The 24,595-nt window shown below is 64.8% G+C and carries 22 protein-coding genes; 12 read left to right on the forward strand and 10 right to left on the reverse strand.

The window, feature by feature from the left end; translation table 11 throughout:
* Positions 1-115 precede the first annotated feature (115 nt).
* The 3 genes from CWO91_RS09365 to CWO91_RS09380 all read right to left on the reverse strand — a co-directional run bounded on the left by CWO91_RS09365 (position 116) and on the right by CWO91_RS09380 (position 3,555).
* Entirely contained in the window at positions 116-1,339 is a 1,224-nt protein-coding gene (locus CWO91_RS09365) for an ABC transporter substrate-binding protein (protein WP_130213212.1), read from the reverse strand.
* 403 nt (positions 1,340-1,742) lie between these two features.
* Complete coding sequence (locus CWO91_RS09375; RefSeq protein WP_130213268.1) at positions 1,743-2,672, reverse strand: alpha/beta hydrolase; 930 nt, start codon at positions 2,670-2,672, stop codon at positions 1,743-1,745.
* Between the two features lie 313 nt (positions 2,673-2,985).
* A complete protein-coding gene (locus CWO91_RS09380) occupies positions 2,986-3,555 on the reverse strand; it encodes an alpha-ketoglutarate-dependent dioxygenase AlkB (RefSeq protein WP_130213213.1) in 570 nt (189 codons plus the stop codon).
* Positions 3,556-3,635: 80 nt separating this feature from the next.
* Between CWO91_RS09380 and CWO91_RS42820 the strand changes: the two genes are divergently transcribed.
* Positions 3,636-3,776, forward strand: a complete 141-nt coding sequence (locus tag CWO91_RS42820) for a hypothetical protein (RefSeq protein WP_164934688.1) — start codon at positions 3,636-3,638, stop codon at positions 3,774-3,776.
* Here CWO91_RS42820 and CWO91_RS09385 read toward each other — a convergent pair.
* Genes CWO91_RS09385 through CWO91_RS09395 form a run of 3 tightly spaced genes read right to left on the reverse strand, consistent with a single transcriptional unit; the run spans position 3,773 to position 7,578 of the window.
* On the reverse strand, positions 3,773-5,359 hold the full coding sequence (locus CWO91_RS09385) for an ATP-binding protein (protein WP_130213214.1): 1,587 nt from the start codon (positions 5,357-5,359) through the stop codon (positions 3,773-3,775). The genes CWO91_RS42820 and CWO91_RS09385 overlap by 4 nt on opposite strands.
* Positions 5,356-6,060, reverse strand: a complete 705-nt coding sequence (locus tag CWO91_RS09390; protein ID WP_130213215.1) for a response regulator — start codon at positions 6,058-6,060, stop codon at positions 5,356-5,358. The genes CWO91_RS09385 and CWO91_RS09390 overlap by 4 nt, the downstream gene beginning before the upstream one ends.
* 12 nt (positions 6,061-6,072) lie before the next feature.
* On the reverse strand, positions 6,073-7,578 hold the full coding sequence (locus tag CWO91_RS09395) for a DUF4153 domain-containing protein (RefSeq protein WP_165405331.1): 1,506 nt from the start codon (positions 7,576-7,578) through the stop codon (positions 6,073-6,075).
* A 188-nt stretch (positions 7,579-7,766) separates the two neighbouring features.
* Here CWO91_RS09395 and CWO91_RS09400 point away from each other — a divergent pair, with 188 nt between their 5' ends.
* On the forward strand, positions 7,767-9,137 hold the full coding sequence (locus tag CWO91_RS09400; RefSeq protein ID WP_130213217.1) for a glycoside hydrolase family 3 N-terminal domain-containing protein: 1,371 nt from the start codon (positions 7,767-7,769) through the stop codon (positions 9,135-9,137).
* Positions 9,138-9,183: 46 nt separating this feature from the next.
* Here CWO91_RS09400 and hydA read toward each other — a convergent pair whose 3' ends face one another.
* The gene (gene hydA / locus CWO91_RS09405) at positions 9,184-10,638 is read right to left on the reverse strand and encodes a dihydropyrimidinase (RefSeq protein ID WP_130213218.1); all 1,455 of its coding nucleotides are present in this window, start codon (positions 10,636-10,638) and stop codon (positions 9,184-9,186) included.
* 114 nt (positions 10,639-10,752) lie between these two features.
* Positions 10,753-11,361 (reverse strand): TetR/AcrR family transcriptional regulator, encoded by a 609-nt coding sequence (locus CWO91_RS09410; protein WP_130213219.1) that lies wholly within the window; start codon positions 11,359-11,361, stop codon positions 10,753-10,755.
* A gap of 101 nt (positions 11,362-11,462) precedes the next feature.
* On the opposite strand from CWO91_RS09410, the gene CWO91_RS09415 reads away from it, so the two are divergent.
* The 3 genes from CWO91_RS09415 (at position 11,463) to CWO91_RS09425 (ending at position 12,970) form a co-directional block, all read left to right on the forward strand.
* The gene (locus CWO91_RS09415; RefSeq protein WP_130213220.1) at positions 11,463-12,158 is read left to right on the forward strand and encodes a PspA/IM30 family protein; all 696 of its coding nucleotides are present in this window, start codon (positions 11,463-11,465) and stop codon (positions 12,156-12,158) included.
* Between the two features lie 54 nt (positions 12,159-12,212).
* Positions 12,213-12,488, forward strand: a complete 276-nt coding sequence (locus CWO91_RS09420; protein ID WP_061846546.1) for a YiaA/YiaB family inner membrane protein — start codon at positions 12,213-12,215, stop codon at positions 12,486-12,488.
* Between the two features lie 275 nt (positions 12,489-12,763).
* Positions 12,764-12,970, forward strand: a complete 207-nt coding sequence (locus tag CWO91_RS09425; RefSeq protein WP_025033895.1) for a hypothetical protein — start codon at positions 12,764-12,766, stop codon at positions 12,968-12,970.
* A 161-nt stretch (positions 12,971-13,131) separates the two neighbouring features.
* On the opposite strand, the gene CWO91_RS09430 is transcribed toward CWO91_RS09425, so the two are convergent.
* Entirely contained in the window at positions 13,132-13,977 is an 846-nt protein-coding gene (locus tag CWO91_RS09430; protein ID WP_130213221.1) for an SDR family NAD(P)-dependent oxidoreductase, read from the reverse strand.
* A 190-nt stretch (positions 13,978-14,167) separates the two neighbouring features.
* On the opposite strand from CWO91_RS09430, the gene CWO91_RS09435 reads away from it, so the two are divergent.
* From CWO91_RS09435 to CWO91_RS09450, 4 genes are all read left to right on the forward strand, one after another.
* Positions 14,168-15,664 carry an aldehyde dehydrogenase family protein gene (locus CWO91_RS09435; RefSeq protein WP_130213222.1) on the forward strand — a complete coding sequence of 499 codons (1,497 nt, stop codon included), beginning with the start codon at positions 14,168-14,170 and terminating at the stop codon, positions 15,662-15,664.
* Positions 15,665-15,781: 117 nt separating this feature from the next.
* A complete protein-coding gene (locus CWO91_RS09440; RefSeq protein ID WP_130213223.1) occupies positions 15,782-16,909 on the forward strand; it encodes an alkene reductase in 1,128 nt (375 codons plus the stop codon).
* A 185-nt stretch (positions 16,910-17,094) separates the two neighbouring features.
* A complete protein-coding gene (locus CWO91_RS09445; RefSeq protein ID WP_130213224.1) occupies positions 17,095-17,598 on the forward strand; it encodes a GFA family protein in 504 nt (167 codons plus the stop codon).
* A 263-nt stretch (positions 17,599-17,861) separates the two neighbouring features.
* Complete coding sequence (locus tag CWO91_RS09450; RefSeq protein ID WP_130213225.1) at positions 17,862-19,523, forward strand: thiamine pyrophosphate-binding protein; 1,662 nt, start codon at positions 17,862-17,864, stop codon at positions 19,521-19,523.
* A gap of 184 nt (positions 19,524-19,707) precedes the next feature.
* Here CWO91_RS09450 and CWO91_RS09455 read toward each other — a convergent pair whose 3' ends face one another.
* Positions 19,708-21,087 carry an LLM class flavin-dependent oxidoreductase gene (locus tag CWO91_RS09455; RefSeq protein ID WP_130213226.1) on the reverse strand — a complete coding sequence of 460 codons (1,380 nt, stop codon included), beginning with the start codon at positions 21,085-21,087 and terminating at the stop codon, positions 19,708-19,710.
* Between the two features lie 264 nt (positions 21,088-21,351).
* Between CWO91_RS09455 and CWO91_RS09460 the strand changes: the two genes are divergently transcribed.
* The 3 genes from CWO91_RS09460 to CWO91_RS09470 all read left to right on the forward strand — a co-directional run bounded on the left by CWO91_RS09460 (position 21,352) and on the right by CWO91_RS09470 (position 24,595).
* The gene (locus tag CWO91_RS09460; RefSeq protein ID WP_130213227.1) at positions 21,352-22,737 is read left to right on the forward strand and encodes a M20 family metallopeptidase; all 1,386 of its coding nucleotides are present in this window, start codon (positions 21,352-21,354) and stop codon (positions 22,735-22,737) included.
* Positions 22,738-22,823: 86 nt separating this feature from the next.
* On the forward strand, positions 22,824-23,735 hold the full coding sequence (locus tag CWO91_RS09465) for an amino acid ABC transporter substrate-binding protein (protein ID WP_130213228.1): 912 nt from the start codon (positions 22,824-22,826) through the stop codon (positions 23,733-23,735).
* Between the two features lie 128 nt (positions 23,736-23,863).
* Positions 23,864-24,595, forward strand: coding sequence for an amino acid ABC transporter permease (locus tag CWO91_RS09470; RefSeq protein WP_130213229.1), 732 nt, complete (start codon positions 23,864-23,866; stop codon positions 24,593-24,595).

Consider the following 24,595-nt stretch of genomic DNA (forward strand, 5'->3'; position numbering starts at 1 on the left):
GTGTCTCCTCAACGGGACGATCCCCAAGCGGAAAGAGCCCTCACCCGGCGCTTCGCGCCGACCTCTCCCGCAAGCGGGAGAGGTGACCCCGCGGCTCACACCCGCCCGAGGCAGCTCACCGCGCCGCGCCTTCGGTGAATGCCGTCTCAATCACCTCACCGAAAGGTTGCCAGGAACGGCCGTCGAACTGGACGAGCCGCATCTGCTTGATCGGCAGATAGTTGCTCGGCGAGGTATTCATCCTGATGTTGGGCAGCGCGACGGTGGGGTGATGGTCCCTGAGCGATGCCGCCTGCCGCATGATGTTGTCGCGCGAGAAGTCGTCGCCGCATTGCTTCAGCACCTGCGTCAGCGCTTCGGCCGCAGCGTAGCCGTAGAGCGCGGCGCTGCTGTTGGTGCTTTCGACCTGATGGTATTTGTCCATGAAGGCGAACCAGTCCTTCATGGCGGAATCGTCCTTCCATGCGGGATCGCTCGGATCCTTCAGAAACGCCGCCGAGATCACGCCGGCGGAGTTCTCGAGGCCCGCGGGCGCCATCGCATTGGCGATCGAGGCCGAGGCGTCGTTCACGATGAAGACCGGATGCCAATTGAGGGACGCCGCCAGCTTGATCACCTTGGATGCCGTCGACGGCACGCCGAGAAAGACGAAGATGTCGGCGCCCGCGCGCTTGAGGATCGAGACGTGCCCGTCGAGATGTTCGTCGGCAATGTCGAAGGCGATATCGACGAGGACATGACGGTTGAGGTCGCCAAGGCCTTCCTGGATGCCCTTGTAGAGCATGCGGCCGAACTGGTCGTTCTGCCAGAGCACCACTATCTTCTTTCGGGGATAATAGGCCTGGATGTAGTTGGCGTAGATGCGCCCCTCCGACCGGAACGACGGCTGCCAGCCCATGGTCCAGGGAAACGCGCTTGGCTGGCTCAGCTCCTCGTCGCCGGAGGCGACGAACAGCTGCGGGATCCTCTTCTCGTTCAGATACCAGCGCGTGGCGAGATTGCCGGGCGTGCCGAACGATCCGAACATCAGGTGCACGTCATCGGTCTCGACCAGATTGCGCGTCAGCTCCAGCGCAGTCGCCGGATCGGAATTGTCGTCGCGCGTGATGAAGCGGATCTTGCGGCCGTTGATGCCGCCACGCGCGTTGATCATGGCGAAATAGGCGGCCTCTGCCTGGCCGATGGCGCCGAACTCCGAGAGCGGTCCCGAATACGGCATGACATTGCCGATGCGGATTTCCTTGTCGGTCGCGGGTTGCTCCGCGTGTTGCAGGGACATCGCCCCAAGCGAAGCCAAAGCAACGATCAAAACGAACAGCAGCCTGCCGGTGACGCGCATGCTCGACACCTTGATGTTGGCCCCCGAAAGGTCGGCTCGATCCCCACCAAGGCTGGTTGATATAGGTCAGGCGTTTGGCGATCGTATGGCTTGATGGCCGGTTTTGATGTTGCAGAGCATTGAGCCAAAACGGCAGGTGTGTTGACGCGCCGCGAGTCCTTTTCGCTGCTGGAAAGCGCGCTGGCATCGCTCAAGCCGGCGTGAGGCCGATCAGGCTTGCCGGATTGAGCCCCCGTTGTGACCGCGAGGAAGGTCTGCCCCCTCTCCTTGCGGGAGAGGGCTGGGGAGAGGGTGTCTTCCACAGAGAGACTCCCAACGAGGAGGAAGCCCTCACCCGCGCCTTCGGCGCGACCTCTCCCGCAAGCCAAGCGGGAGAGGTGAGGAGACCCCGGCTCTATAGCCGCTACGGCAGCCCCCGCGCCTCGAGCTGATGCACCAGCAGCAGCGTCGGCTCGGCGAGGCTGTCGCCGGAGCCGTCGAGGCCGAAGGCGCTCGCGATGCCGTCGCGGCTGCGCAGCAGCGTGCTGCGCGGACAATGGCCGGCGCCGCAGAGCGTCTTCTTCAGGGTCTCGCCTTGCGCGACGACGCCGACGGAATCGTCCGCGGCCCAAGCCAGCAGGATCGGCACGTCGACATTGAGGATGCCGGGGAAGACCGAGCGCGTGTTGTACTGGCTGACGTCGCTGCCGAGATAGGCCTTCTCGCTATCGCTGGCGTCCTTGCCCGCGCGGTAGATGCCGGACACCAGCACCACGGCGGCGACATCGGCGCGGTCGGTCTGCAGCTCGGGATGCGCCAGCAGGGACGCGACATGGAAGGCGCCGGCGCCGTAGCCGACCGCGACGATCTCGCGGGCATCGCCGTTGAACAGGTCGATATTGCCGTGGACCCAGGACAGCGCCGCCGCCACGTCGCTCGCGCCGGCGGGCCAGGGCGCCGAAGGTGCCAGGCGATAGTTCACGCGCACCCCGATCATGTCGTTGCGCGCGGCAAAGCACATCGCCTGGTCCTGGATCTGCCGGGCCAGCTCCGGCGCCGCGCGGTCGCCGGTGAAGGTGTCGCCGGCCACGAACAGCAGCACCGGCCGCGGCGTATCCGCCTTGGTCGCGCTGGTCGCGACGTCGAGCACATTGGCTTCGCTCTCGCCATAGCGCAGGCCGCGCGAGAAGGTGACCTGCTCGCACAGCCGCGCGGTGCCGCCGGCGGTCGTGTCGGAATCGGTGAGGCCCACTTGCACGAGATTGAACGGCGGCGTCAGCCGGGCCGGCAAAGGTCCGTGCGCGGAGGCCGTGGTCATGGTCAAAGTTAAGAAAAATGCCAGATAGTTCTTCATGGTGATGCCGGCCTTGCGGGCCTCATATTGGCTCGCCGGTTTGGCCTGTCTTTTCAATTCGCCTCATTAGTCAGCTGGCCTTGAGGCGAATTCACGGCATCTTTGATCGGCACGCGACCAGCGCCGAACGGGCTCGCAGCCTGACATGCAACCGCCTTTGGAACGCAAATTCGCAGGCCCCCGGGCGATTGCGCAGCGCGGCTTTTTTATCTCGATCCGTCAAGGCGTTGCCCGGCGCCGCCCAGCCTCGCGCCGGAAACGGCTTTCTACTGTGCATGGGGTTGTTTTCGCAGTTTTTGTTTTGGGTGACCGGTCATGCCCGCTTCATGGTCCGGAAGGTGATGGAATAGCGGCGCGCCTCGACCGGCGGGATGCTGTGCTCCCATTGCGACCGCGCTTCCCCGTCCATCATGTAGAGCGAGCGCGGCAGGGCTTCGAGCGTGTGGCGCTCCCATCTGTCGCCGCTGCGGCGGCGGAAGCGGAATTTGCAGGACGCGCCAAGCGACAGGCCAAGGACCTTGTCGAAATGCGGCTTGTCGCGGTGCCAGCCGATGCCGACGCCGACCTCATATTCGGTGCACAGCACCTGCCGGACGCTAGCCTCCGGCAGCCCCGCCCATGCCTCGACCTGGCGCGCGATGGGCAGCACCCAGTCCGGGATCGGCTCCGCCTCGGCCAGCCGCTGCAGCGAATAGTCGTAGCGATAGCCGAACCACGCCACCCGGCGATTGCCCTCGAAGGCGCCGAACTGGAAGCGCTGGAGCGACAATGCTGCGATGCGGCCGATCAAGTCCTGCTCGACGGCGGCATCGATAAAATTGTCCGTGTAGCGAAGCCCAGCGGGCCCTACTAGCGGTTCTGCGAACAAGCCAAGCTGAGTCATTTCCTCGCACGTCCGTGATGGAACCTAATGGCGACTGGTGCGACTTACATATGACGCGGGAAGTAACGTGCGAGGCTGTCATGGCAGAGAAGCATACCGCCGATCCGGCAGAGATCATGCGGGCGACCGGTCATCCTGAGCTGGAATATGCCGCCGGCTGGACCATCGCCGGTCTCGTCACCATCGCCGCCATCGTCGCCGCCTGGGTGTTCGCCATTTAGGCAGCTGGAAACTGGAGCTCGAAGGCCGCGCCCTCGTCGGTCGGCTTGAGCCTGATTGAGCCGCCATGGCTCGCCATCACCGCGCGTGCGATCGCCAGCCCCATCCCGGTGCCGCCCTGGTCGCGGCGGGTCGTGAAGAAGGCGTCAAAAATCCTGTCGCGGTTGGGCGCCGAGATCGGCTCGCCGTCATTGCTCACCGTCAGCAGCAGGGTCGTGCGCTCGAAGGTCGCCTCCAGCCTGATCGTCCTCGCCCTGTGCCGCACCGCGTTGTCGGCGAGATGCGACAGCACGATCAGCGCCTTCTCGCCGGACATGCCGATCGCGCGGTCGAGGTTGCCACTGGCCGAGATCGCACTTTCCGGAAACCGGCTTTTGAGATCGGCAATCACGGGCGCGAGCTCGGTGCGCTCGTTCTGCGGCAGGCTTTCGGCGCGGGCGAGCTCGCGCAGCCGCTGCGCCATTGCCTCCAGCCGCTGGGTGTCGGACAGGATGTTGGTGATGAATGTCGTCTGCTCGGCCGGCGTCAGGCTACCCGATTTGCCCTGAAGTGAATCCTGTAGCAGTTCGGCCGCGCCCTTGATGGATGTCAGCGGCGATTTCAGCTCGTGGGTGAGGTGGGCCGAGAACGTCGCGATATAATCCGAGCGCCGCGCCAGCTGCTCGGCCATGCCGAGGAAGCTGTGCGAGAGCTGGGCGAACTCGCGCGTGCCGTAATGCTGGAGCGGCCGGAACGCCTCGCGATCGCCGCGGCCAATTCTGGTGGCGCGGTCGATCAGCTCGCGCATCGGCAGCGTGATGGTGCGCGAGAAGACGAGGCCGATCGCAATGGTGCCGAGGACCACGGCGAGCCCCGCCAGCACGAACTTCGCCCGCTCCTGGTAGAGATGGTCAAAAATGTTGCTCGGCGTCCGCGTGGTGTAGATCACCCCGGCGACGCGGTTGTTGACGATGACGGGCATCGCCGAGAACACATGCACGCCGAGACCGCGGCTGAAGGAATAGATCGGCGGCGGCGGCTTGTCCGGCACGCGGTTGCGCAAGGTGGCGCGGTATTGCCCGTGCAGCGCGTCCGCGACCTCCTCGATATGGGCGAGCGACTGCCCGACCTCCTGCCGGCCGGCGATCACCACGCCCTGCGGATCAAGGATGCGAAAGCCCGCCAGCGTCACCTTCTGGGTCTCGCGGATGATCGGCGTCAGTTTTGTGCCGATCTCGACATAGGCCTGCTCCGCCGGCCGGGCCGCGACCTGGGCATCCGGCCGCCGCCGCAACAAATCATTGGCGGTGAGGTCGAGCGCGGGGCGGATCGGCGTGACCTGGTCGCCGGGATCGGGCAGCACGCCCGGCGGCACCTCGGTGCCGAGCGTCAGGCCGCTATCGAGCTTGGCCGTGACCTCCTGAGCATAGATCGTCGCAAGCACGCGGCTCTGCGCGATCAGCTCGGCCTGGGTCTGGCGGATGAGCTGGTTGTCGTAGAGGCGGAAGAAGAACAGGCCGACCAGCGGCAGCACGGCGACGGTCGTCAGCACCGTGAAGATGACGAGCCCAAGCGACGGCCGCCATTTGTCGGGCGCCGCGCTCATGCCTCTTTCTCGCAGCGGCCGAGCTTGAAGCCGACGCCGTGGATGGTCTCGATGACGTTCTCGCAGTTCAGCGCCGCCAGCTTGGCGCGGATGTTGCGGATGTGGCTGTCGATGGTGCGGTCGGAGACCTGGATGTTGAGCTGGTAGGCCGCCCGCATCAGCTGCTCGCGGCTGAACACCGAGGTCGGGCGGGTCAGGAAGGCGCGCAGAATGCCGAACTCGATCGCCGTCAGCTTCAGCGGCGTGCCGGCGAAGGTCGCGACATGCTGCTCGGGATCGATCAGCAGCCCGCCTTGCGACAGCGCGGCCGGACTTGCCTTGGCCTCGCCGTTGCGCGGGCCGAGGCGGCGCAGGATGACGTTGACCCGCGCGACCAGCTCGCGTGGGCTGAACGGCTTGGTCACGTAGTCGTCGCCGCCGATCTCGAGGCCAAGAATGCGGTCGATCTCCTCGTCGCGCGCCGACAGGAACAGGATCGGCACGTCGGACGTCTTGCGGATCTCGCGGCAGACGTCGAGGCCGTCGAACTCGGGCATGCCGATGTCGAGCACGATCAGATCGGGCTTGTCGGCGGCAAAGCGGGCGAGCGCCTCCTTGCCGTCGCGCGCCTCGATCACGTCCATGCCGGCCTTCTTCAGGGCGACGCGGATGACCTCGCGGATGTGGCCCTCGTCGTCGACGATGAGAATGCGATGCGCCAAGAAATTCTCCGCTCACCCTGCCGGCCGGTTGTCGGACTGATCTTTCGCCAGAGCGTCCAGCCTGCGCTGGAGCCGCCAGTTGCGAAGGCCCCAGCTTCGCCAGGCCAGATCCTGACGCTGCTGTTCTACAAGGCGGTCGCGGCGCGACACAAGGCAGCTCTCGGGGGTGCCAGACCGCAGCAAGATGGCCTTGTCGATGGCGGGCAGCGCCTGCGGCCCCAGCGTCAGGAGATAGTTGATGTCGATCTGCACGCCTTGACCTGATGCTTCTCGGCTGTGGGCGACATTGTAGTCGGCAATGAAGGCATCGAAGTTCACGAGCGAGCAACCATAGAGCACGATCGCGAGCGCGATCAGATTGACGCCGACGAGCCATTGGTTGGACCGGTTGAGCGCGATGCGGGCCACGATCAGGACCAGTCCGAGCGCGACCAGCCCCATCCAGATGAAGGCCGCGATCCGCCAGTAGGTCAGCGTGTAGACGTCCACGTAGAGCTCGAGGCGCAGGATGGAGGAGGCGACGAGCAGCACGTTCTGGCCCACCCAGAGATAGACCAGCGGCCGGATCACCTTCGATTTCTCGGCCGGCCCGCCCGGCCGCATCGCGACCAGCACGAAGGCGGCGGCGAGCAGCGCGGTTACGATCAGCGGATATGCGCCGCGATGGGCGTACCACGCATAGGTTAAATTGTCGGGCAGCGCCACGTGGCCCCAGAGATAGATGCCGTCGAGAATGGACTGTGCCGCGAACAGCAGATTGAACAGGATCAGCGAGCGCAGGATGGTGGAGGGACCAAGAAACTCCACCGAGACTTGGGACGGGAGCGGCGGCACGGGACCATCGGCAACGGTCGTGGTGACAATCATCTTGCGCCGCCAGCGCACATGAATGAACGGCCAGACCAGCGCCAGCATCAAGGCCCAGAACAGCACGCGCGGGATGCTGACATATTCGAGGATGAGTTTTGGATTGAGCGGGGACACCCACTGCTCGATCACCGGATTGGCCGCGGCGAACAGTGCGACGAAGACGGTGCCGAGCGCCGCAGGCATCAGCCAGAGCGCGATGCCACGGGTGAACGCCGACATGTTGAACACCTGGGGCGCATCGAGGAAGAACCTGAAGGGACCGAGCAGGACGAAGTTGCGTAGTGCGCGGGTCCGCTCGGCGAACTCTGTCGTTTCCGGATTGGTCGCGAGCAGCAGGGCCATGAGCAGCGCCGTGACGAGGATCAGGAACGACAGCGTGTTGAGCTCCTCGATGGCCGGCACGAGGCCGGCGACGAGAATGGCGGCGGCGATCAAGGCGCGCCGCGGATCCAGCGCGGCATGATTGAAGAGCACCGACACGCAGGCCGTCGCGATCGCAAAGAGCGCCAGCGACAGCCCGATCCGCTCGCCGTAGAACAGCCAGTCCGCCAGCCCAGCCAGTGCCAGCGTACAGCCAAGCTTGGCCGGAATGGCGGAATGCCTGATCGGCTGGATATCCGCTGCGATCGTCGAAGCCTGGCTCGTCATGTCCAAGAGACCTTTCATGATATGTGGCATCACGAAGTCTGAACGGTGCTTGTGCAGAAGCCGCGATCATCGTCTGCACGGTTTCAGGAGTCTTCTGCAGTTTTCGTGCAGGCGCGCGTTTGCCTCTCGCGCAGTGCAAGTCGCCTTGATAGGTGCGGAGCATTCACTGCAATCGCGTGTAATGCATCATGCAAATGTTCCGCCGCATCGGTCTCATCCTGCTCTGGCTTGCGGCGCCTGTCGCCGCGTTCGCGGCAGCGAACAAGAACGATCCTTATCTGGTGCCACTGCGCGGCGCCGGAAACATCGCGCTTGTCGTCGCAAGCATCATGATCGTCATCGTCCTGCTCCGCCGCGGGCGCTGGCGCAGCATCGCGGGCAAGCTGCTCGTCATGCTCTGGTGCCTGCCACCGCTGTTGATGTCTGCTGCGCACCTCAAGTTCGAGCTGCGCAAGCACGATGTCCTCGCTGCCAGCCTCGCTGAGGCGCGACAGCTCGGGCCTCACTTCATGGTCGGCTATTCGTCGTTTCCAGAAGTTGCACGCCTCGCCGAGCAGGGATTGATCGGCGGCGTCTACGTTACGCGTCACAACATCCGGGGACGGACGGTCGAGGCGCTGCGTGCCGAGATCGCGGCGCTCCAGGATATCAGGCGCGCCGCCGGCCTGCCGCCGCTCGTCGTCGCCGCGGACCAGGAGGGCGGCATCGTGGGGCATCTTGCGCCGCCGCTGACGAAGGTGCCTGCGCTGGCGACGCTCGCCTGGCTCGCGCCCGACGATCAGCAGGCCAAAGCCGAAGAGTTCGGCCGGATCCACGGACGCGAGCTCGCGGGGCTTGGCGTCAATCTCAATCTCGCGCCGGTGCTCGACCTGAAGCCGCCGGCGAGACGCAACCGCCTCGATTTCCACACGCTGATCGGGCAGCGCGCGATCGCGACCGATCCCGCTGTCGTCAGCACGATCGCGAGCGCCTATGTGCGCGGGCTGGAAGAGTCAGGCGTCGGCGCCACGCTGAAGCATTTTCCCGGCATCGCCCGCGTGCGCACCGACACCCATCACTTCAGCGCCAACCTCGATACGCCGGTGAAGGAGCTCGAAGCAACGGACTGGCTTCCATTTCGCGAGGTGCTGTCGCATTCGCGCAGCGCGCTCATGGTCGGTCATGTCACGCTCACCGCCGTCGATCCCGATCGCGCCGCCTCGCATTCGAAACGCGTCGTCGAAGGGATCATTCGCGACACGTGGAACTACCAGGGCGTGGTGATGACCGACGATCTCGTCATGGGCGCGATCTACCAGCACGACGTCTGCAAGGCCGTGGTCGAGGCGATCAATGCCGGCGTCGATCTGCTGCTGGTCGCCTATGACGGTGCGCAGCTCTACCGCGTCTTCGCCTGCGCGCTGGACGGATTGCGACAGGGCAAGCTCGACGCGGCGATGCTGCGCGCGAGCGCGGCGCGGCTGGAAAGAGGCTTCCCGACCGAGCAGGCGCGAGCCGTCTCACTCACTGGAAGTACACTTGAGACAGCGCGTGCCGCCTTTCGCGCGAGGGGCGGTTGAACGCGGCGCGCTCGAGACGGCTGAGCTCTTCGCGCAGCGGGGAGTGTTACGGCGTCACCGCGCCGCGTTCGACTGCGTGCGGGGCCGTCAGCTTTTTCCAGGTCGAATTGGCCAGATGTATCGGCGAGAATGGCGGCCGCTCGACATAATGCCCGTCGCCGGCCTCGGCGCGCAAGCTTCCATCCTGCCACGCAATGCGGCCGCGCGATAGCGTCACCGTCGGCCCGCCGATACAGGAAAAGCCCTCGAACACGTTGTAATCGATCCGGCTCATCTGCCGCTTGGCACTGATGGTCCTGGTCGCCTTGGGATCCCACACCACGATGTCGGCATCCGAACCGACGGTGACAGCACCTTTCCGCGGATAGATGTTGAGGATGCGGGCGATGTTCGCCGAGGTCACCGCGACGAATTCCTCCTTGGTCAGCCGCCCGGTGGCGACGCCCGCGGTCCATAGCAGCGCGAGGCGGTCTTCGAGGCCGCCGGTGCCGTTCGGGATCTTCCTGAAGTCGCCGAGGCCGAACCGTTTCTGCGCGGTGGTGAAGGCGCAATGGTCGGTCGCGACCACCTGGAGCGAGCCGGCCTGCAGGCCGGCCCACAGGCTGTCCTGATGCGATCTGTCGCGGAACGGCGGTGACATCACGCGCTGCGCGGAATGATCCCAGTCCTTGTTCTGATATTCATCCGCGTCGAGCAACAGGTGCTGGATCAGTGGTTCGCCATAGACGCGCTTTCCGGCCGCGCGTGCCCGCGCGATCGCCTCATGCGCCTCGCGGCAGCTGGCGTGCACGATGTAGACCGGGGTGCCCGTCATGTCCGCGATCATGATGGCGCGGTTGGTGGCTTCGCCCTCGACCTCCGGCGGCCGGGAATAGGCGTGGCCTTCAGGGCCGGTGACGCCCCGCGCGATCAGCGCGTCCTGCATCAGGGCGACGACGTCACCATTCTCGGCATGGACCACGGGCATGGCGCCGAGATGAGCGCAGCGGGCGAACGAGTTGTAGAGCTCGTCGTCGTTCACCATCAGCGCGCCCTTGTAGGCCATGAAATGCTTGAAGGTGTTGATGCCGTAGGTTTTGACCACGGTCTCCATTTCGTCATGGATCTGCTTCGACCACGACGTCACGGCCATGTGGAAACCGTAGTCGGAGGCCGCCTTCTCGGATTTGCGGCGCCAGTCCTGATAGGCGGCAAGCATCGACTGGCCGGGATCGGGCAGGCAGAAATCCACCACCATGGTGGTACCGCCGGCGAGCGCAGCCTTGGTTCCCGATTCGAAATCGTCGGCGGTGACGGTGCCCATGAACGGCATTTCGAGATGGGTATGCGGGTCGATGCCACCTGGGATGACGTAGGCACCGCCGGCATCGATCACTTCAGTGCCCGTGGGCGCATCGAGCGAGGCCCCGATCGCGACGATGGTCTCCCCGTCGATCAGCACGTCCGCGCGGCGCGAATGATCGTGATTGACGACGGTGCCGCCGCGGACGAGGAGGGGCATGGAGGGCTCCGGGAGAGGTGAGGGGACGTCTCGCTGCGAAGGCTAGGCGCGGCGACAGCGATGCGACAGGCGAAATTTTAGTCAGGCTCCGCCGATGGTTTCGCCGCGCTGTCTCTACTTTGCGCGGGCGACCAAGCCATCCAGCATTGCGCGCACGAGGCCTGCGATTTCCTTGCGCAGCGCCGGCAGCGGCACGGCGACCAATTTCTGTTCCAACCCCAGCGCCACCATGCCATGGACCGCTGAGAACAGGCTGCGCGCAGTGATGCTCAGCTCCTCCGGGCTGCGCCTGGGAAGTAGCGCGGCCAGCGGCTGGTAGATGTGGCGGAACAGCTGCATCTGGTCCTCGATCGACCAGTCGGGGACGATCTTGTCGGCCTGCATGCGATGCTCGAACAATGCGCGCCAGAGCTGGAGATTTTCGGCGGCGAAATCGCAATAGGCGATGGCGATGCGAACTAGCGCCTCCTGCGGCGAGGGCTCGCCAGCGCTCTCCGCCGCGCTGAGCGCCTCGTCGAGCCGAAGCAAAGTGCGCGAGCCGACGCGCAGGATCAATTCGTCGACGTCGGCGACGAGATTATAGACCGCGCCATTGGCGCAGCCGATCTCGCGGGCAAGATCGCGGGTCTTCAGACCGGCCAATCCTCGTTCAGCGATCATTCGTTCCGCCGCCAGGATTAGGTCAGCCCGCAACTTCTCTCGACGTTCCAAGGTCTTAGACATTTGCCTGCCAAATTCGTGAGCATTGTTCAAAAACCTCTTGAGCAATGCTCAAGATGTGCTACAAAGCAATCGTGAGCAATGCTCATAGCAGGGAGCAACAAATGTTCAAGACCGTAGTGACGCTTTTCCGCGGCAGCGTGGCCGCTGCGGGCGAGGAGCTGGAAGACCGGACCGCTCTTCTGATCCTCGATCAGCAGATGCGTGATGCGGCCGCGGCCGTCGAGCGCAGCAAGCGCACGCTGGCGCTGGCGATCGCGCAGGACCAGCAGGAGGGCCGCAAGCTCGAAGCGACGAATGCCCGCATCGCCGATCTCGAGACCCGTGCCGTTGCGGCGCTCGACGGCGGCCGCGAAGACCTCGCCAAGGATGCCGCTGAAGCCATCGCGGGCTTAGAGGCTGATCGCGATGCGGCAATGACGGCGCGCGCGCTGTTCGCGACCGAGATCGCGCGGCTGAAGCGCCACGTCGCCAGCGCGCAGGCCCGCATCACCGAGCTCGACCGCGGCCGCCGTATTGCCCGTGCCTCGGAAGCGGTGCGCTCGCTTCGTCGCGGCGGCATCGAGGCTGCACGTCCCTACGAATCCACGCTGCCGGAGGCGGAGGGCACGTTGAGGCGTCTGCGCGAGCGGCAGATGGAAGCCCAGGCCGCCGACGATGCCCTGGTCGAGCTCGACGCGGCCACCGGTCCGCTCGCCACTGCCGAGAGGCTAGCCGAACAGGGCTTTGGCCCCCGGCTCAAGACGACCGCGGACGACGTGCTGGCGCGGTTGAAGTCCAAGCGCATGCCGACTGCCTGATCTCACATCCAATCTCTCGAACCCAATCATCATTCGAACCGACAGGAGACCATCATGAACCAGAACGGCCAGCCCCACAGCAGCGCCTGGGTGAGCTTCACTTACGCGTCCTTCGCAGCCTCCGCCTTCCTCGTCGCTATCGGCATCTTCTTCCTGCCGATCGACCTCTGGATGAAGGGCTATCTCACCATGGGCATCGTCATGCTGATCCAGACCTGCATCACGCTGACCAAGACCGTGCGCGACAATCACGAGAGCAGCCGCCTCGTGAACCGCATCGAGGATGCCAAGGCCGAGCGGCTGCTGATGGAGGTATCCAAGGCGGCTTGAGGAGAGCGGCGCGGAAAGGAGCGCTCTGCGCAAGGCGGCTGATGCCGAGCATCCGCCGCCCGCCGCATTTCCGGTCATTTGCCACAATCGCGGCGTCGTCTGCGAAATGCAGTCGAGCCATCATGGCAGGGCGTTGCGCCCATATGTTGCCGAGAGCCTTCTCGTGCATACCGAGGACTGGCACGTGATTGTCGAGGTCAGAGCAGGCTTTGCCGATTGTGATTTGAACGCAGGTGCGATATGGCTCTCGCGCTTTCCAGAGGCGGAGACGAGCTTTGTCGAAACAATCCCTGCGTGAGGAGGCCGAGCGCCTGATCCGCGAATCGATGGAAAAGAAGACCATCGTCGTCAAGCAGGGCACCACCCGCATCGAGGCCGTCTGCGGCAAGTGCGGCGCGCCGAACCGGGTGCAGGCGGAAAAGGGTCAGACCCGCGTCAAGTTCGCCTGCAAGAATTGCGGGCATAAGCAAGAGACGCTGTAGGGTCGTTCGCCCGAACTTGCCGTGCGCGAAGACTCTAACCCCTCATCCTTAGGAGCCCGCTGAGCGGGCGTCTCGAAGGATAGAGGCCGAGCTGCTCCAGCGGGGCCTGCATGGTTCGAGACGCGCGCAAGGGCGCGCTCCTCACCATGAGGGTCTGCTAGTTATTCTCCCTCCACAAACGTCTTGAATGCATCCGCATAGTCCGAGTGCCAGCGCGAGAGCGGCGGGCGGTTCTCGATGATATCGCCGGCGGCCCACAGCATGCGCTTCTCGTCGAGTGAGCGGGGCATGTCATTGTCCGGGCACAGGATGTAGAAGTCGCCGGCCTCGAGCCGCCTCAGCATGAAATCCACGGTCTGCTCCGGCGTCCAGGCGCCTGCGGGCTTCTCGGTGCGGCCCTTGGCGGTGAGGCCGGTGAAGACGAAGCCTGGTATGAGCAGATGCGCAGTGACGCGGCAGTCCCTGGTATTGCGCAGCTCGTGCTGGAGGGCTTCCGTAAAAGCCTTCACGCCGGCCTTGGAGACATTGTAGGCGGGATCGCCGGGCGGGGTGGTGATGCCTTGCTTCGAGCCGGTGTTGATGATGAGACCGGGTTTGCCGCGCGCGATCATGCCGGGCGCGAAGATGCGCGAGCCGTTGATGATGCCCCACATGTTGACGCCGATGATGCGCTGCCAATTGTCGGGCCCGGCGAACAATGTGCTGCCGGGCTGGATGCCGGCATTGTTCATCAGGATATCGGTTCCGCCGAAGCGTTCGCGCACGGCGCGTTCCAGTTCCGTCACGCTCTCGGCCTTGCTGACATCTACGGCAAACGTCATCACGTTCCCGGCACCTGCGACGGACGACAGCTTTGTTGCGGCCTCGGCCAGCCGCGGCTGATCGACATCGGCGATGCAGACCGTCATGCCGGTGCGCGCAAACGCCGCGGCGGCGGCAAATCCGATGCCGGACGCGCCTCCCGTGATCACGGCAACGTTGTCTTTGACGATGGCGGGATGTGACATGGCGGGGTCTCCAGCGAAGCTGCATTGCGCTCCATCGCGTTATAGCACGTGCTCGTGCGACCCTGCACAAGTCGGCATGGGAGGTCTTCGCTCCGCGCCGCCTTTACGCCTCTCCGGCCCGGCTGTATTTTATCCGACGAACGATCCCGCGCAGATCGAACCAATCAATCACCTGACAGGGAGTGCAGCCATGGCTGTGTCGCAGGCTATTCCGATCACGCGCCATCCATTCGCGAACGGGTCCTACAAGCAGATGCTGATCGACGGGAAGTGGGTCGATGCTGCCTCAGGCAAGCGCTTCGAAACCCGCAATCCCGCCACCGGCGAGCTGCTCGCAACCGTTGCCGAAGGCGACAAGGAAGACATCGACCGTGCGGTCGCCGCCGCACGTCGTGCGTTCGAGGGCCCCTGGAGCAAGGTCAAGCCGTTCGAGCGGCAAAACCTGCTCTTGAAGCTCGCCGATCTCGTCGAGAAGAATTTCGATGAATTGTCGCAACTCGACACGCTCGACATGGGTGCTCCCGTCAGCCGCACCCGCGCCTATCGCCTGCGCGCGATCGGCATGCTGCGTTACTACGCCGGCCAGACCACCGCGATCCATGGAGAGACCATCGAGAACTCGCTGCCCGGCGAGATCTTCTCCTACACGCTGAAGGAGCCGGTCGGTGTCGTCGGCGCCATCATCCCCTGGAACGGGCCGCTGACGGCGACGATCTGGAAGATCGGCCCGGCGCTCGCGACTGGCTGCACCGTGGTGCTCAAGCCCGCCGAGGAGGCGCCGCTGACCTCGCTGCGCATCGCCGAGCTCGCGATGGAAGCGGGCGTGCCGCCCGGCGTCATCAACGTCGTTCCCGGCTATGGCGAGACCGCAGGCGCGGCGCTCGCCTCGCATCACGACGTCGACAAGGTCGCCTTCACCGGCTCGCATGTCACGGGCCAGTCGATCATCCGTGCGTCGGCCGGCAACCTCAAGCGCGTCTCGCTCGAGCTCGGCGGCAAGTCGCCGGACATCGTGTTTGCGGACGCCGATCTCGATGCCGCGGTGCCGGGCGCTGCAATGGCGGTGTTCGCCAATTCGGGGCAGATCTGCAGCGCCGGCACGCGTCTGTTCGTCGAGCAGTCGATCTACGAGGAGTTCGTCGGCCGTGTCGCCGAGTTCGGCAAGAACCTGCAAGTCGGCAACGGTCTCGATCCCAACGTGCAGATCGGTCCACTGGTGTCCGAGCAGCAATTGGAGCGCGTCACCGGCTATCTCGACATCGGCCAGAAGGAAGGCGCCAAGGCGCTTGCCGGCGGCGCCCGTGTCACCGAAGGCGCGCTGTCGAAGGGCTTCTTCGTCTCGCCGACGGTGTTTGCGGGCGTCCAGGACAATATGCGCATCGCGCAAGAGGAGATTTTCGGGCCCGTCATCTCCGCGATCGCCTTCAAGGACATGGACGAGCTGGTCAAGCGCGCCAACGCCACCACGTTCGGCCTCGGCTCCGGCCTGTGGACTCGCGATGTCAGCAAGGCGCATGCAGTGGCGAAGAGCCTGCGCGCCGGCTCGGTGTGGGTGAATTGCTACCAGACGATGGACCCGGCCGTGCCGTTCGGCGGCTACAAGATGAGCGGCTACGGCCGCGAGTCCGGCAAGCAGCACGTCGAGGAATATCTCAACGTGAAGGCCGTCTGGATCAAGACGGCATAAGACCTGCTCTCTTCCGCGTTCCGTAAGAGGGAATATTTGATTTCGTGGGGCGGCGCTTTTCCGGTGGCCGCCCCTCGCTATATGATCCGCATCCTTCCATAAACATTCGGGGCCAGCATGAAATTTCCGGCGTTGTTCAAACCGTTGCAGGTCGGTCCATACAGGCTTGCGCATCGCGTCGCGATGGCGCCGCTGACGCGGATGCGGGCCGAGCGCGAGAGCTTTTCGCCGCGGCCGCTCAACGCGGAATATTACGGCCAGCGCGCGACGCCGGGCGGCCTGATCATCGCAGAAGCGTCCCCTGTGCTCTCGCACGGCCGTGGCAATCCGGCGACCCCCGGCATCTATTCGGAGACGCAGATCGCGGGCTGGCGCAAGGTGGTCGACGCCGTGCACGCCAAGGGCGGCATCATCTTCCTCCAGCTCTGGCATGTCGGCCGCGTCTCGCATTCCTCTTTCCATGGCGGCGCGCTGCCGGTGTCGGCTTCGGCGGTCCCGATCAAGGCCGAGGGCATGAAGGCGATGACCGCCGACGGCAAGATCGCCGATTACGAGACGCCGCGCGCACTGGAGACCGAGGAGGTCAAGGACGTCGTCGAGGCGTTCCGTCAAGGTGCCAAGAACGCGCTGGCCGCCGGCTTCGACGGCGTCGAGATCCACGGCGCCAATGGCTATCTGCTCGAGCAGTTCCTGCAATCGCGCAGCAACCAGCGCACAGATCAGTATGGCGGCGGAATCGAGAACCGCGCGCGGCTGCTGCTCGAGGTGACCCAAGCCGCGATCGACGTCTGGGGTGCGAACCGCGTCGCCGTGCGGCTGTCGCCACACGGTATCGCCAATGATTCCGGCGAGGGCGATCCGATGCCGCTCTATACCCATGTCGTGAAGGCGCTCGACAAGCTTGGTCTTGCCTATCTGCACTTCATCGAGCCGCGCTCCAGTGGCGCCGGGCGTGCGGACGTCAACTGGCAGAACGTGCCGTCCGCGATGGTGCTGTTCCGCCCGCTCTACAGCGGCGTGTTGATGACCGCCGGCGGCTTCACCGGCGAGACCGCGAATGCGGGGATCGCCGACGGCCACGCCGACATCATCGCCTTCGGCCGCATCTTCATCTCCAACCCCGATCTGCCGCGCCGGCTGGAGCACGATTACCCGATCACGCCGTACAACCGCGCGACGTTCTACAGCGGCGAAGAAAAGGGCTATACGGATTATCCGGTGTATGACGAGCTGACGCTGGCGTAAGCCTCTGCCGTCATTCCGGGGCGACGCGACGAGACCGCGCGAAGCGCGGCCCGGGAGCGTCGAGCCCGGAATCCATTTCACGACCTTGGCTTGCCGCTCGATGGATTCCGGGTTCGCGACTTTGTCGCGCCCCGGAATGACGGTCGTGTATTGTCGCACGCGCAATGACGACGGAGAGAATCCCCATGGCCAAAGCCGCAGCCGCCGCAGGAATCGCCACCGGCCAATGCCTGTGCGGCAAGGTCAGCTTCGAGATCGACGTGCCCGCGCGGTGGGCCTGGCACGATCATTCCGCCGCCAGCCGCCGCGCCCATGGCGCAGCCTACGCGACTTATGTCGGGAGCTGGAAGAAGCGCTTTCGCATCACCGCTGGCAAGGCTGCGCTGACGCGTTACGAGGACAAGACCACTAAGACCACCCGCAGCTTCTGCTCGCATTGCGGCACGCCGATCGCCTATGAGCGCCCGCGCAGTCCGCACATGGTCAACATCCCCCGCGCGCTGTTCAACGAGCGCACCGGCCGCCAGCCGCTCTATCACATCGCGATCAGAGAACTGCAGGAATGGGCCTATACCGGCGAGCCGCTGGTGCCGCTGAAGGGGTTTCCGGGTGTGGTCTGGCAACGCTCGAAAAAGAAGAAGCGGGCGGGTGGCGAGGACCCGTTCGAGCTTGGGCGCGAGGAGATGTAGCGCGCACCGCGCACTCCGCTTGCGTGCCCCGGACGCAGTGCGGCGCGAAGTGCCGCGCTGCTGAGCCGGGGCCCACGCATCGACGAGCTCGGCGCGAATTCTGGGTCCCGGCTCTGCGTCGCAACGTTACACGTTGCGCCGCGTCCGGGACACGGAGAGGGCGCTCGCGCAACGCAGCCATGACCGCGCTTCCTTGCGCGCCTCCTCCGACTTCGGCCATCATGCTTTCAGTCCTTGCGGCAACGTCCGCTCCTGGAGGAAACATGAAGAACAAGATCACCGGCCGCTCCGCCTTTCTCGCGCTGCTCAAGGACGAGGGCATCACGCATCTGTTCGGCAATCCCGGCACCACCGAGTTGCCGATCATGCACGCACTGAAGGACCACCCTGATCTCACCTATGTGATGGCGATGCAGGAGAGCCTGGTGGTGGCGATTGCCGATGGTTACAGCCGCGCCTCGGGAAAACTCGTCGCCTGCAATGTCCATGTCGCGCCAGGCCTCGGCAACGCGATGGGCTCGCTCTACAACGCTCAATTCACGGGCACGCCGATGATCCTCACCGCCGGCCAGCAGGAGCAGGGCCACGGCCTGATGGAGCCGGTGCTGTACGGTCCCTTGGTGCGCATGGCCGAGCCGCTGGTGAAATGGGCGGTCGAGGTGACTCGGTTGGAAGACCTGCCGCGCATCGTGCGCCGCGCGGCCAAGGTTGCGACCACGTCGCCGACCGGCCCCGTGTTCATCTCGCTGCCTGGCGACATCCTCAATAGCGAGGCCGGCATCGATCTCGGCCGTTCCACCCGCATCGACGCGCGTACCAAACCATCCGATGACGCGCTCAGGGCCTTTGCTGCGCGGCTGCTGAAAGCCGAGCGTCCTGTGATCGTCACCATGGACGAAGTGGTCAAGAGTGACGCGCTGAAGGAGGCGGCTGAATTGGCCGAATTGCTCGGCGCTGCCGCTTATCAGTCCTCGACGCCTTATGGTTCGCACTTCCTCTCGGAGAGCCCGAGCTTCGTCGGCACGCTGGCGCGGGTTCAGAAGGCGGCGCGCGATACGCTCGCGCCCTACGATCTCCTGATTGCGCTTGGCGGCGATCCCCTGCGGATGTCGGTCCATAGCGAGGTCGATGCGCTGCCGGATGGTCTCGGCATCGTGCAGGTCGGTCTCGCCGATTGGGAGATCGCCAAGAACTACGGCGCCGAGATCGCGCTGAAGGCGGATTTGAAGGAAACGCTGCGCGCGTTGATCCCCGCGCTGAAGGAGTTGGGCGGCACAACACTTGTGAGCCGCGCCAGGCAACGTCTTGCCGAGCTTGCGCCGAAGAACTGGACCGCGCGCCGTACCGCGCTGGTTGAGCAGATCGGTAAGAGCGCCGGCCGCACGCCGATCGATCCGGATTTTCTGGTGCTGCAAATGGTCGAGGCCATGCCCGACCATGCCATCCTCGTCGACGAAGGGCTCACCTCCAGCCGCCAGATCACGAACCTGCGTCCGCATCGCGATCGCTACGGCTATCACGGCCTCGCCTCCGGCGGCATCGGCTGGGGCCTGCCGGCTTCGGTCGGCGCCAGCATCGCCAATCCGGATCGCCCCGTCGTGTGTTTCTCCGGCGATGGCAGCGCGATGTATTCGATCCAGGCGCTGTGGACGGCGGCGCATCACAAGCTGCCGCTCAACGTCGTCATCGCCAACAATGGCGGCTACCGCATCATCAAGCAGCGCCTGCTCGCCTTCCATGGCGATGACAATTACGTCGGCATGGATTTCGTCGATCCGCCGGTGGATTTCGCCGGCATCGCCAAGGCGCTGGGCTGCGAGGCGATCAAGGTCAGCGATCCCCGGGAACTGAAGGCAACGCTGTCGTCGGCGTTTGGCCGGCCCGGGACGAAGCTGATCGAGGTGATGGTGGACGGGAAAGTGTAGGCACTCTGATAATGGCGGGCGCGATCCCTCCCCATCGTCGTCCCGGCGAAAGCCGGGACCCATAGCCACAGGGAGGGGTTTGGCGAAGACTCGTCGTCCGGGACTGCGACCAATCACAATCGAGGGATCACGCGGTATGGGTCCCGGCCTTCGCCGGGACGACGCCTGATGGTGTGGCGCAGAACTACCCCCTCTTCCCCACGCGATATCCCGCCGCCGGGTGCGGCGCATCGAGCCTTGCGCGGCCCTCGCCGAACAGCTTCTCCCGCAGCGTACCCTTGGCATAGTCCGCCTTGTACCGTCCGCGCCGCGTCAGCTCCGGCACCAGCATGTCGGCGATGTCCTCGAAATCACCGGGCGAGATAGCAAAGGCGACGTTGAGGCCGTCGACGTCGGTCGCCTCGAACCATTGCTCGATCTTGTCGGCAACCATCTCCGGCGTGCCGACCACGACCGGGCCGGCGCCGCCGATGCCGACATGCTCGATGACGTCGCGCACGGTCCAGACGCGATCGGGATCGGCACGAGTGACGTTGTCCATGGCGCTGCGGCCGGCGTCGTTCTGGACGTGCCGGACCTGCTGGTCGAGGTCGTAGCCGGAGAAATCGACGCCGGTCCACCCCGACATCAGCGCCAGCGCGCCTTCCGGGCTGATGTGGCGGCGATAGTCGGCGTATTTCTCTTTCGCCTCGGCTTCCGTCCGTCCCAGGATGATCGTCATCATCGAGAACATCAGGATCTCGGCCGGGTTGCGGCCGAGCGCGGCGGCCTCCTGCCGGATTGCTGACACGCGCGGCGCGATCACCTTGGCCGACGGTCCCGACATGAACACGCATTCGGCATGCTTTGCCGCGAACTGCCGGCCGCGCGGCGAGGTGCCGGCCTGGTACAGCACCGGCGTGCGCTGCGGCGAGGGCTCGCTGAGATGGATGGTGTTGTTGATGCGGTAGTTCGCGCCGTCATGATTGACGCGATGCACTTTCGTGGGATCGGTGAAGATGCCGCGCGTCCGATCCCGCAGCACGGCGTCGTCCTCCCAGCTTCCTTCCCAGAGCTTGTAGACGACCTCCATATATTCGTCCGCGATGTCGTAGCGGTCGTCATGCCCCGTCTGCTTGTCCTTGCCGGCGCCGCGCGCGGCGCTATCGAGATACCCGGTGACCACGTTCCAGCCGATCCGCCCCTCGGTGAGGTGATCGAGTGTCGACATCCGCCGCGCGAACGGATAGGGCGGCTCGAAGGACAGATTGCTGGTGACGCCGAACCCGAGATTTTGCGTCACCGCCGCCATCGCCGAGAGCAGCAGCAGCGGCTCGTTCGACGGCGTCTGCGCCGCATTGCGCAAGGCTGCGTCAGGGCTGTTGCCGTAGACGTCATAGACCCCGAGCACGTCGGCCAGGAACAGCCCGTCGAAACGGCCGCGCTCCAGCGTTTTGGCGAGATCAATCCAGTAGGGCAGGCGGTTATAGTCGGCAGTGCGGTCGCGCGGATGGGTCCACAGGCCCGGTGACTGGTGCGCGACGCAATTCATCGCAAAGGCGTTGAGCCTGATTTGCTTGGCCATGATGTCCCTCGGCACTCTGTACTGAGCGCTCTTCGAATGGTAGACGTGCGCCCGAACTTGGCGAAGTTCTTGCATATCCTAGACTTGGATGTCTCGGCCTTGGCAAGGCCAAAATCCGTAGCGCTGCCGCGCTTGGCAAGCCAATCTCAAGAGAGCAAGAGCGAAATCCCAAGCGAACTCCAAGAACTTCGACGTCCCCGCCACTTTCGAAGTCCCGCCCGTCTCGGGTAATGTCCTTCGTCTCAAAACCTCGAAAAGCAAGTCATGACCAGAGCCGACGCCATCGCCCGCGCCCGTGAGGATTTCAAGTCCGGTGCGTTCCTCACCGAGCTCGACCGCCGCGTCGCTTATCGGACCGAGAGCCAGAATCCGTCGCGCGGCGCTGAGCTGCGCGCCTATCTGGAACAGGAAATGCAGCCGGCCTTTGCTGCGCTTGATTTCACCAGCCGCATCGTCGAATCCCCGAGCGGCAAGGCGCCGTTCCTGTTCGCCGAGCACCACGAAAACGATTCAGCGCCGACCGTGCTGATCTACGGCCATGGCGACGTCGTCGACGGCATGGAGGGGGAGTGGCGCGACGGCCGCGATCCCTGGCGCACGTCGGTTGCGGGCACGCGCCTCTATGGCCGCGGCACCGCCGACAACAAGGGCCAGCACAGCATCAACATGGCGGCGCTCCGCGCGGTGCGCGATGCCCGCGGCGGCAAGCTCGGCTTCAACGCCAAATTCATCGTCGAGATGGGCGAGGAGATCGGCTCGCCCGATCTCGGCAAGGTCTGCGACCTCAATCGCGGCGCGCTCAAGGCCGATCTGTTCATGGCCTCCGACGGGCCGCGCCTGTCCGCCGACCGTCCGACGCTGTTTCTGGGCTGCCGCGGCGGCATCCGCATCCATCTCGACGTGAACCTGCGTGATGGCGGCCACCATTCCGGCAATTGGGGCGGCGTGCTCGCCAACCCCGCGACCATCCTGGTCAACGCGATTTCCACGCTGGTCGACGGCCACGGCCGCCTCCAGCTCGACGCACTGAAGCCGCCGCGGCTCACCAACCAGATCCGCAGCTATCTCGCCGACGTGCAGGTGGTGCCGACCGCGGACGAGCCGGCGCTGGCTGAGAATTGGGGTGAGGATGGACTATCGGCGGCCGAACGGCTCTACGCCTGGAACACGCTGGAAGTGCTGGCGATGTCCTCGGGCAATATCGAGAAGCCGGCGAACGCCATTCCCGGCCATGCCAATGCCGTGCTGCAACTGCGTTTCGTGGTCGGGACCAAGATCGAGGGCCTGATCGAGGCCATCCGCGCGCATCTGGTCGCGAAGGGTTTTCCGATGGTCGAGGTGCGGGCGGCTCAGAGTTTTGCTGCATCGCGCACCGATTTCGACAGCCCCTGGATCAAATGGGCGGCGGATTCGGTGCAAGAGACCACCGGCAAGGCGCCGGCCGTGCTGCCGAATTTCGGCGGCTCGCTTCCTAATGACGTGTTCTCCGAAATCCTGGGCCTGCCGACGATCTGGGTGCCGCACTCCTATCCCGGCTGCTCCCAGCATGCGCCCAATGAGCACATCCTGCTGCCATTGACCGAAGAGGCCTTGACGGTGATGGCCGGGCTGTTCTGGGATCTCGGCGAATTGCCGGCGCCGTTAACCTGAGCCTTTGATCCAGCCGAAAGTTACATTCTAATCCGGCTCGATTTGTGCTTGCATCCGGGCCGCATCATCCGAAAGGGGAAGAAAAAGTGAAACATTTCCGTCACATCGGGCTCGCGCTGGCCGCGACCTTCGTCGTCAGCCAGGCTGGGGCCCAGGGGCTGACCGGCACGCTGAAGAACATCAAGGACACCGGCGCGATCACGCTGGGCTTCCGCGATTCCTCGATCCCGTTCTCCTATCTCGACGACAATCAGAAGCCCGTCGGCTTCGCGATGGACATCTGCTACAAGATCGTCGACGCCGTGAAGAAGGAGCTCAAGCTCGACAAGCTCGAGGTCAAGCTCAACCCGGTGACGTCGGCAACCCGCATCCCGTTGATGGCGAACGGCACGATCGATCTCGAATGCGGCTCGACCACCAACAACGCCGAGCGCCAGAAGCAGGTCGCCTTCACCAACACCCACTTCCTGACCGCGAGCCGCTACGTGTTCAAGAAGTCGAGCGGCCTGAAGTCGATCGACGATCTCAAGGGCAAGGCGGTGGTCTCGACCGCCGGCACCACCAACATCAAGCAGCTCACCGAAGCCAACGTCGCGAAGGGCCTCGGCGCCAACATCATTCCGGCCAAGGACCACGCCGAAGCCTTCCTGATGGTCGAGACCGACCGCGCGGTCGCCTTCGTGATGGACGACATCCTGCTGGCGAGCCTCGTTGCCGGCTCGAAGTCGCCGGGCGACTATGCCATCTCCAAGGATGCGTTCTCCAAGCCCGAGCCCTATGGCATCATGCTGCGCAAGGACGATGCCCCCTTCAAGAAGGTGGTCGATGCGGCGACGGCGGCGCTCTATACGTCCGGCGAAGCCCAGAAGATCTACGACAAGTGGTTCACCCAGAAGATCCCGCCGAAGGGACTGAACCTCAACACGCCGATCTCGGCCGAGCTGAAGAACGAGTTCGCCAAGCCGACGGACTCGCCGAACCCGGACGATTACAAGTAAGATGAGCTATTCGCCTCTCCCCCCTTGTGGGGAGAGGCGGTATAGTTCGGCCATTCTGGAGGGAGAATGGCCGGACATTTGCATAGGCGCCGGGACATCCATGACTGGCGCGTTCGCGCGGGGGACACGTGAACTATAACTGGAACTGGGGAATCTTTTTCCAGCCGAACCCGATGGGGACCGGCACCTATCTCGACATGCTGCTGTCGGGACTGGTGCTGACCCTCAAGACCGCGGCGCTGGCCTGGGTCATCGCGCTGATCACCGGCTCGATTGTCGGCGTGATGCGCACGCTGCCGTCGAAGGGGGCGAACTGGTTCGGCTTTGCCTATGTCGAATTCTTCCGCAACATGCCGCTGCTCGTGCAGCTCTTCCTGTGGTTCTTCGTGCTGCCGGAACTGCTGCCAAGAGGCGCCGGCACTTGGCTGAAGCAGATGCCGAACGCGCCGTTCTGGACGGCGGCGATCGGCGTCGGGTTCTTCATGTCCGCGCGCGTGGCCGTGCAGCTGCAGGCCGGCATTGGATCGCTGCCGCGCGGGCAGAGGATGGCGGCAACCGCGCTGGGTCTGACCACCGTGCAGGGCTATCGCTACGTGCTGCTGCCGATGGCGTTCCGCATCATCCTGCCCCCGCTGACGTCCGAGTTTCTCAACACCATCAAGAACACGGCGGTCGCGATCACCATCGGTCTGCTCGAGTTGACCGGACAGGCGCGCTCCATGCAGGAATTCTCGTTCCAGGTATTCGAGGCCTTCACCGCCGCGACCATTCTCTACCTCCTCGTCAACGCCGTCGTCGTGACCGCGATGCGCTTCCTCGAGCGCTGGGTTGCGATTCCCGGCTACATCACGGGGAAATAA

It is taken from the genome of Bradyrhizobium genosp. SA-3, assembly GCF_004212635.1.
Lineage (GTDB): Bacteria > Pseudomonadota > Alphaproteobacteria > Rhizobiales > Xanthobacteraceae > Bradyrhizobium.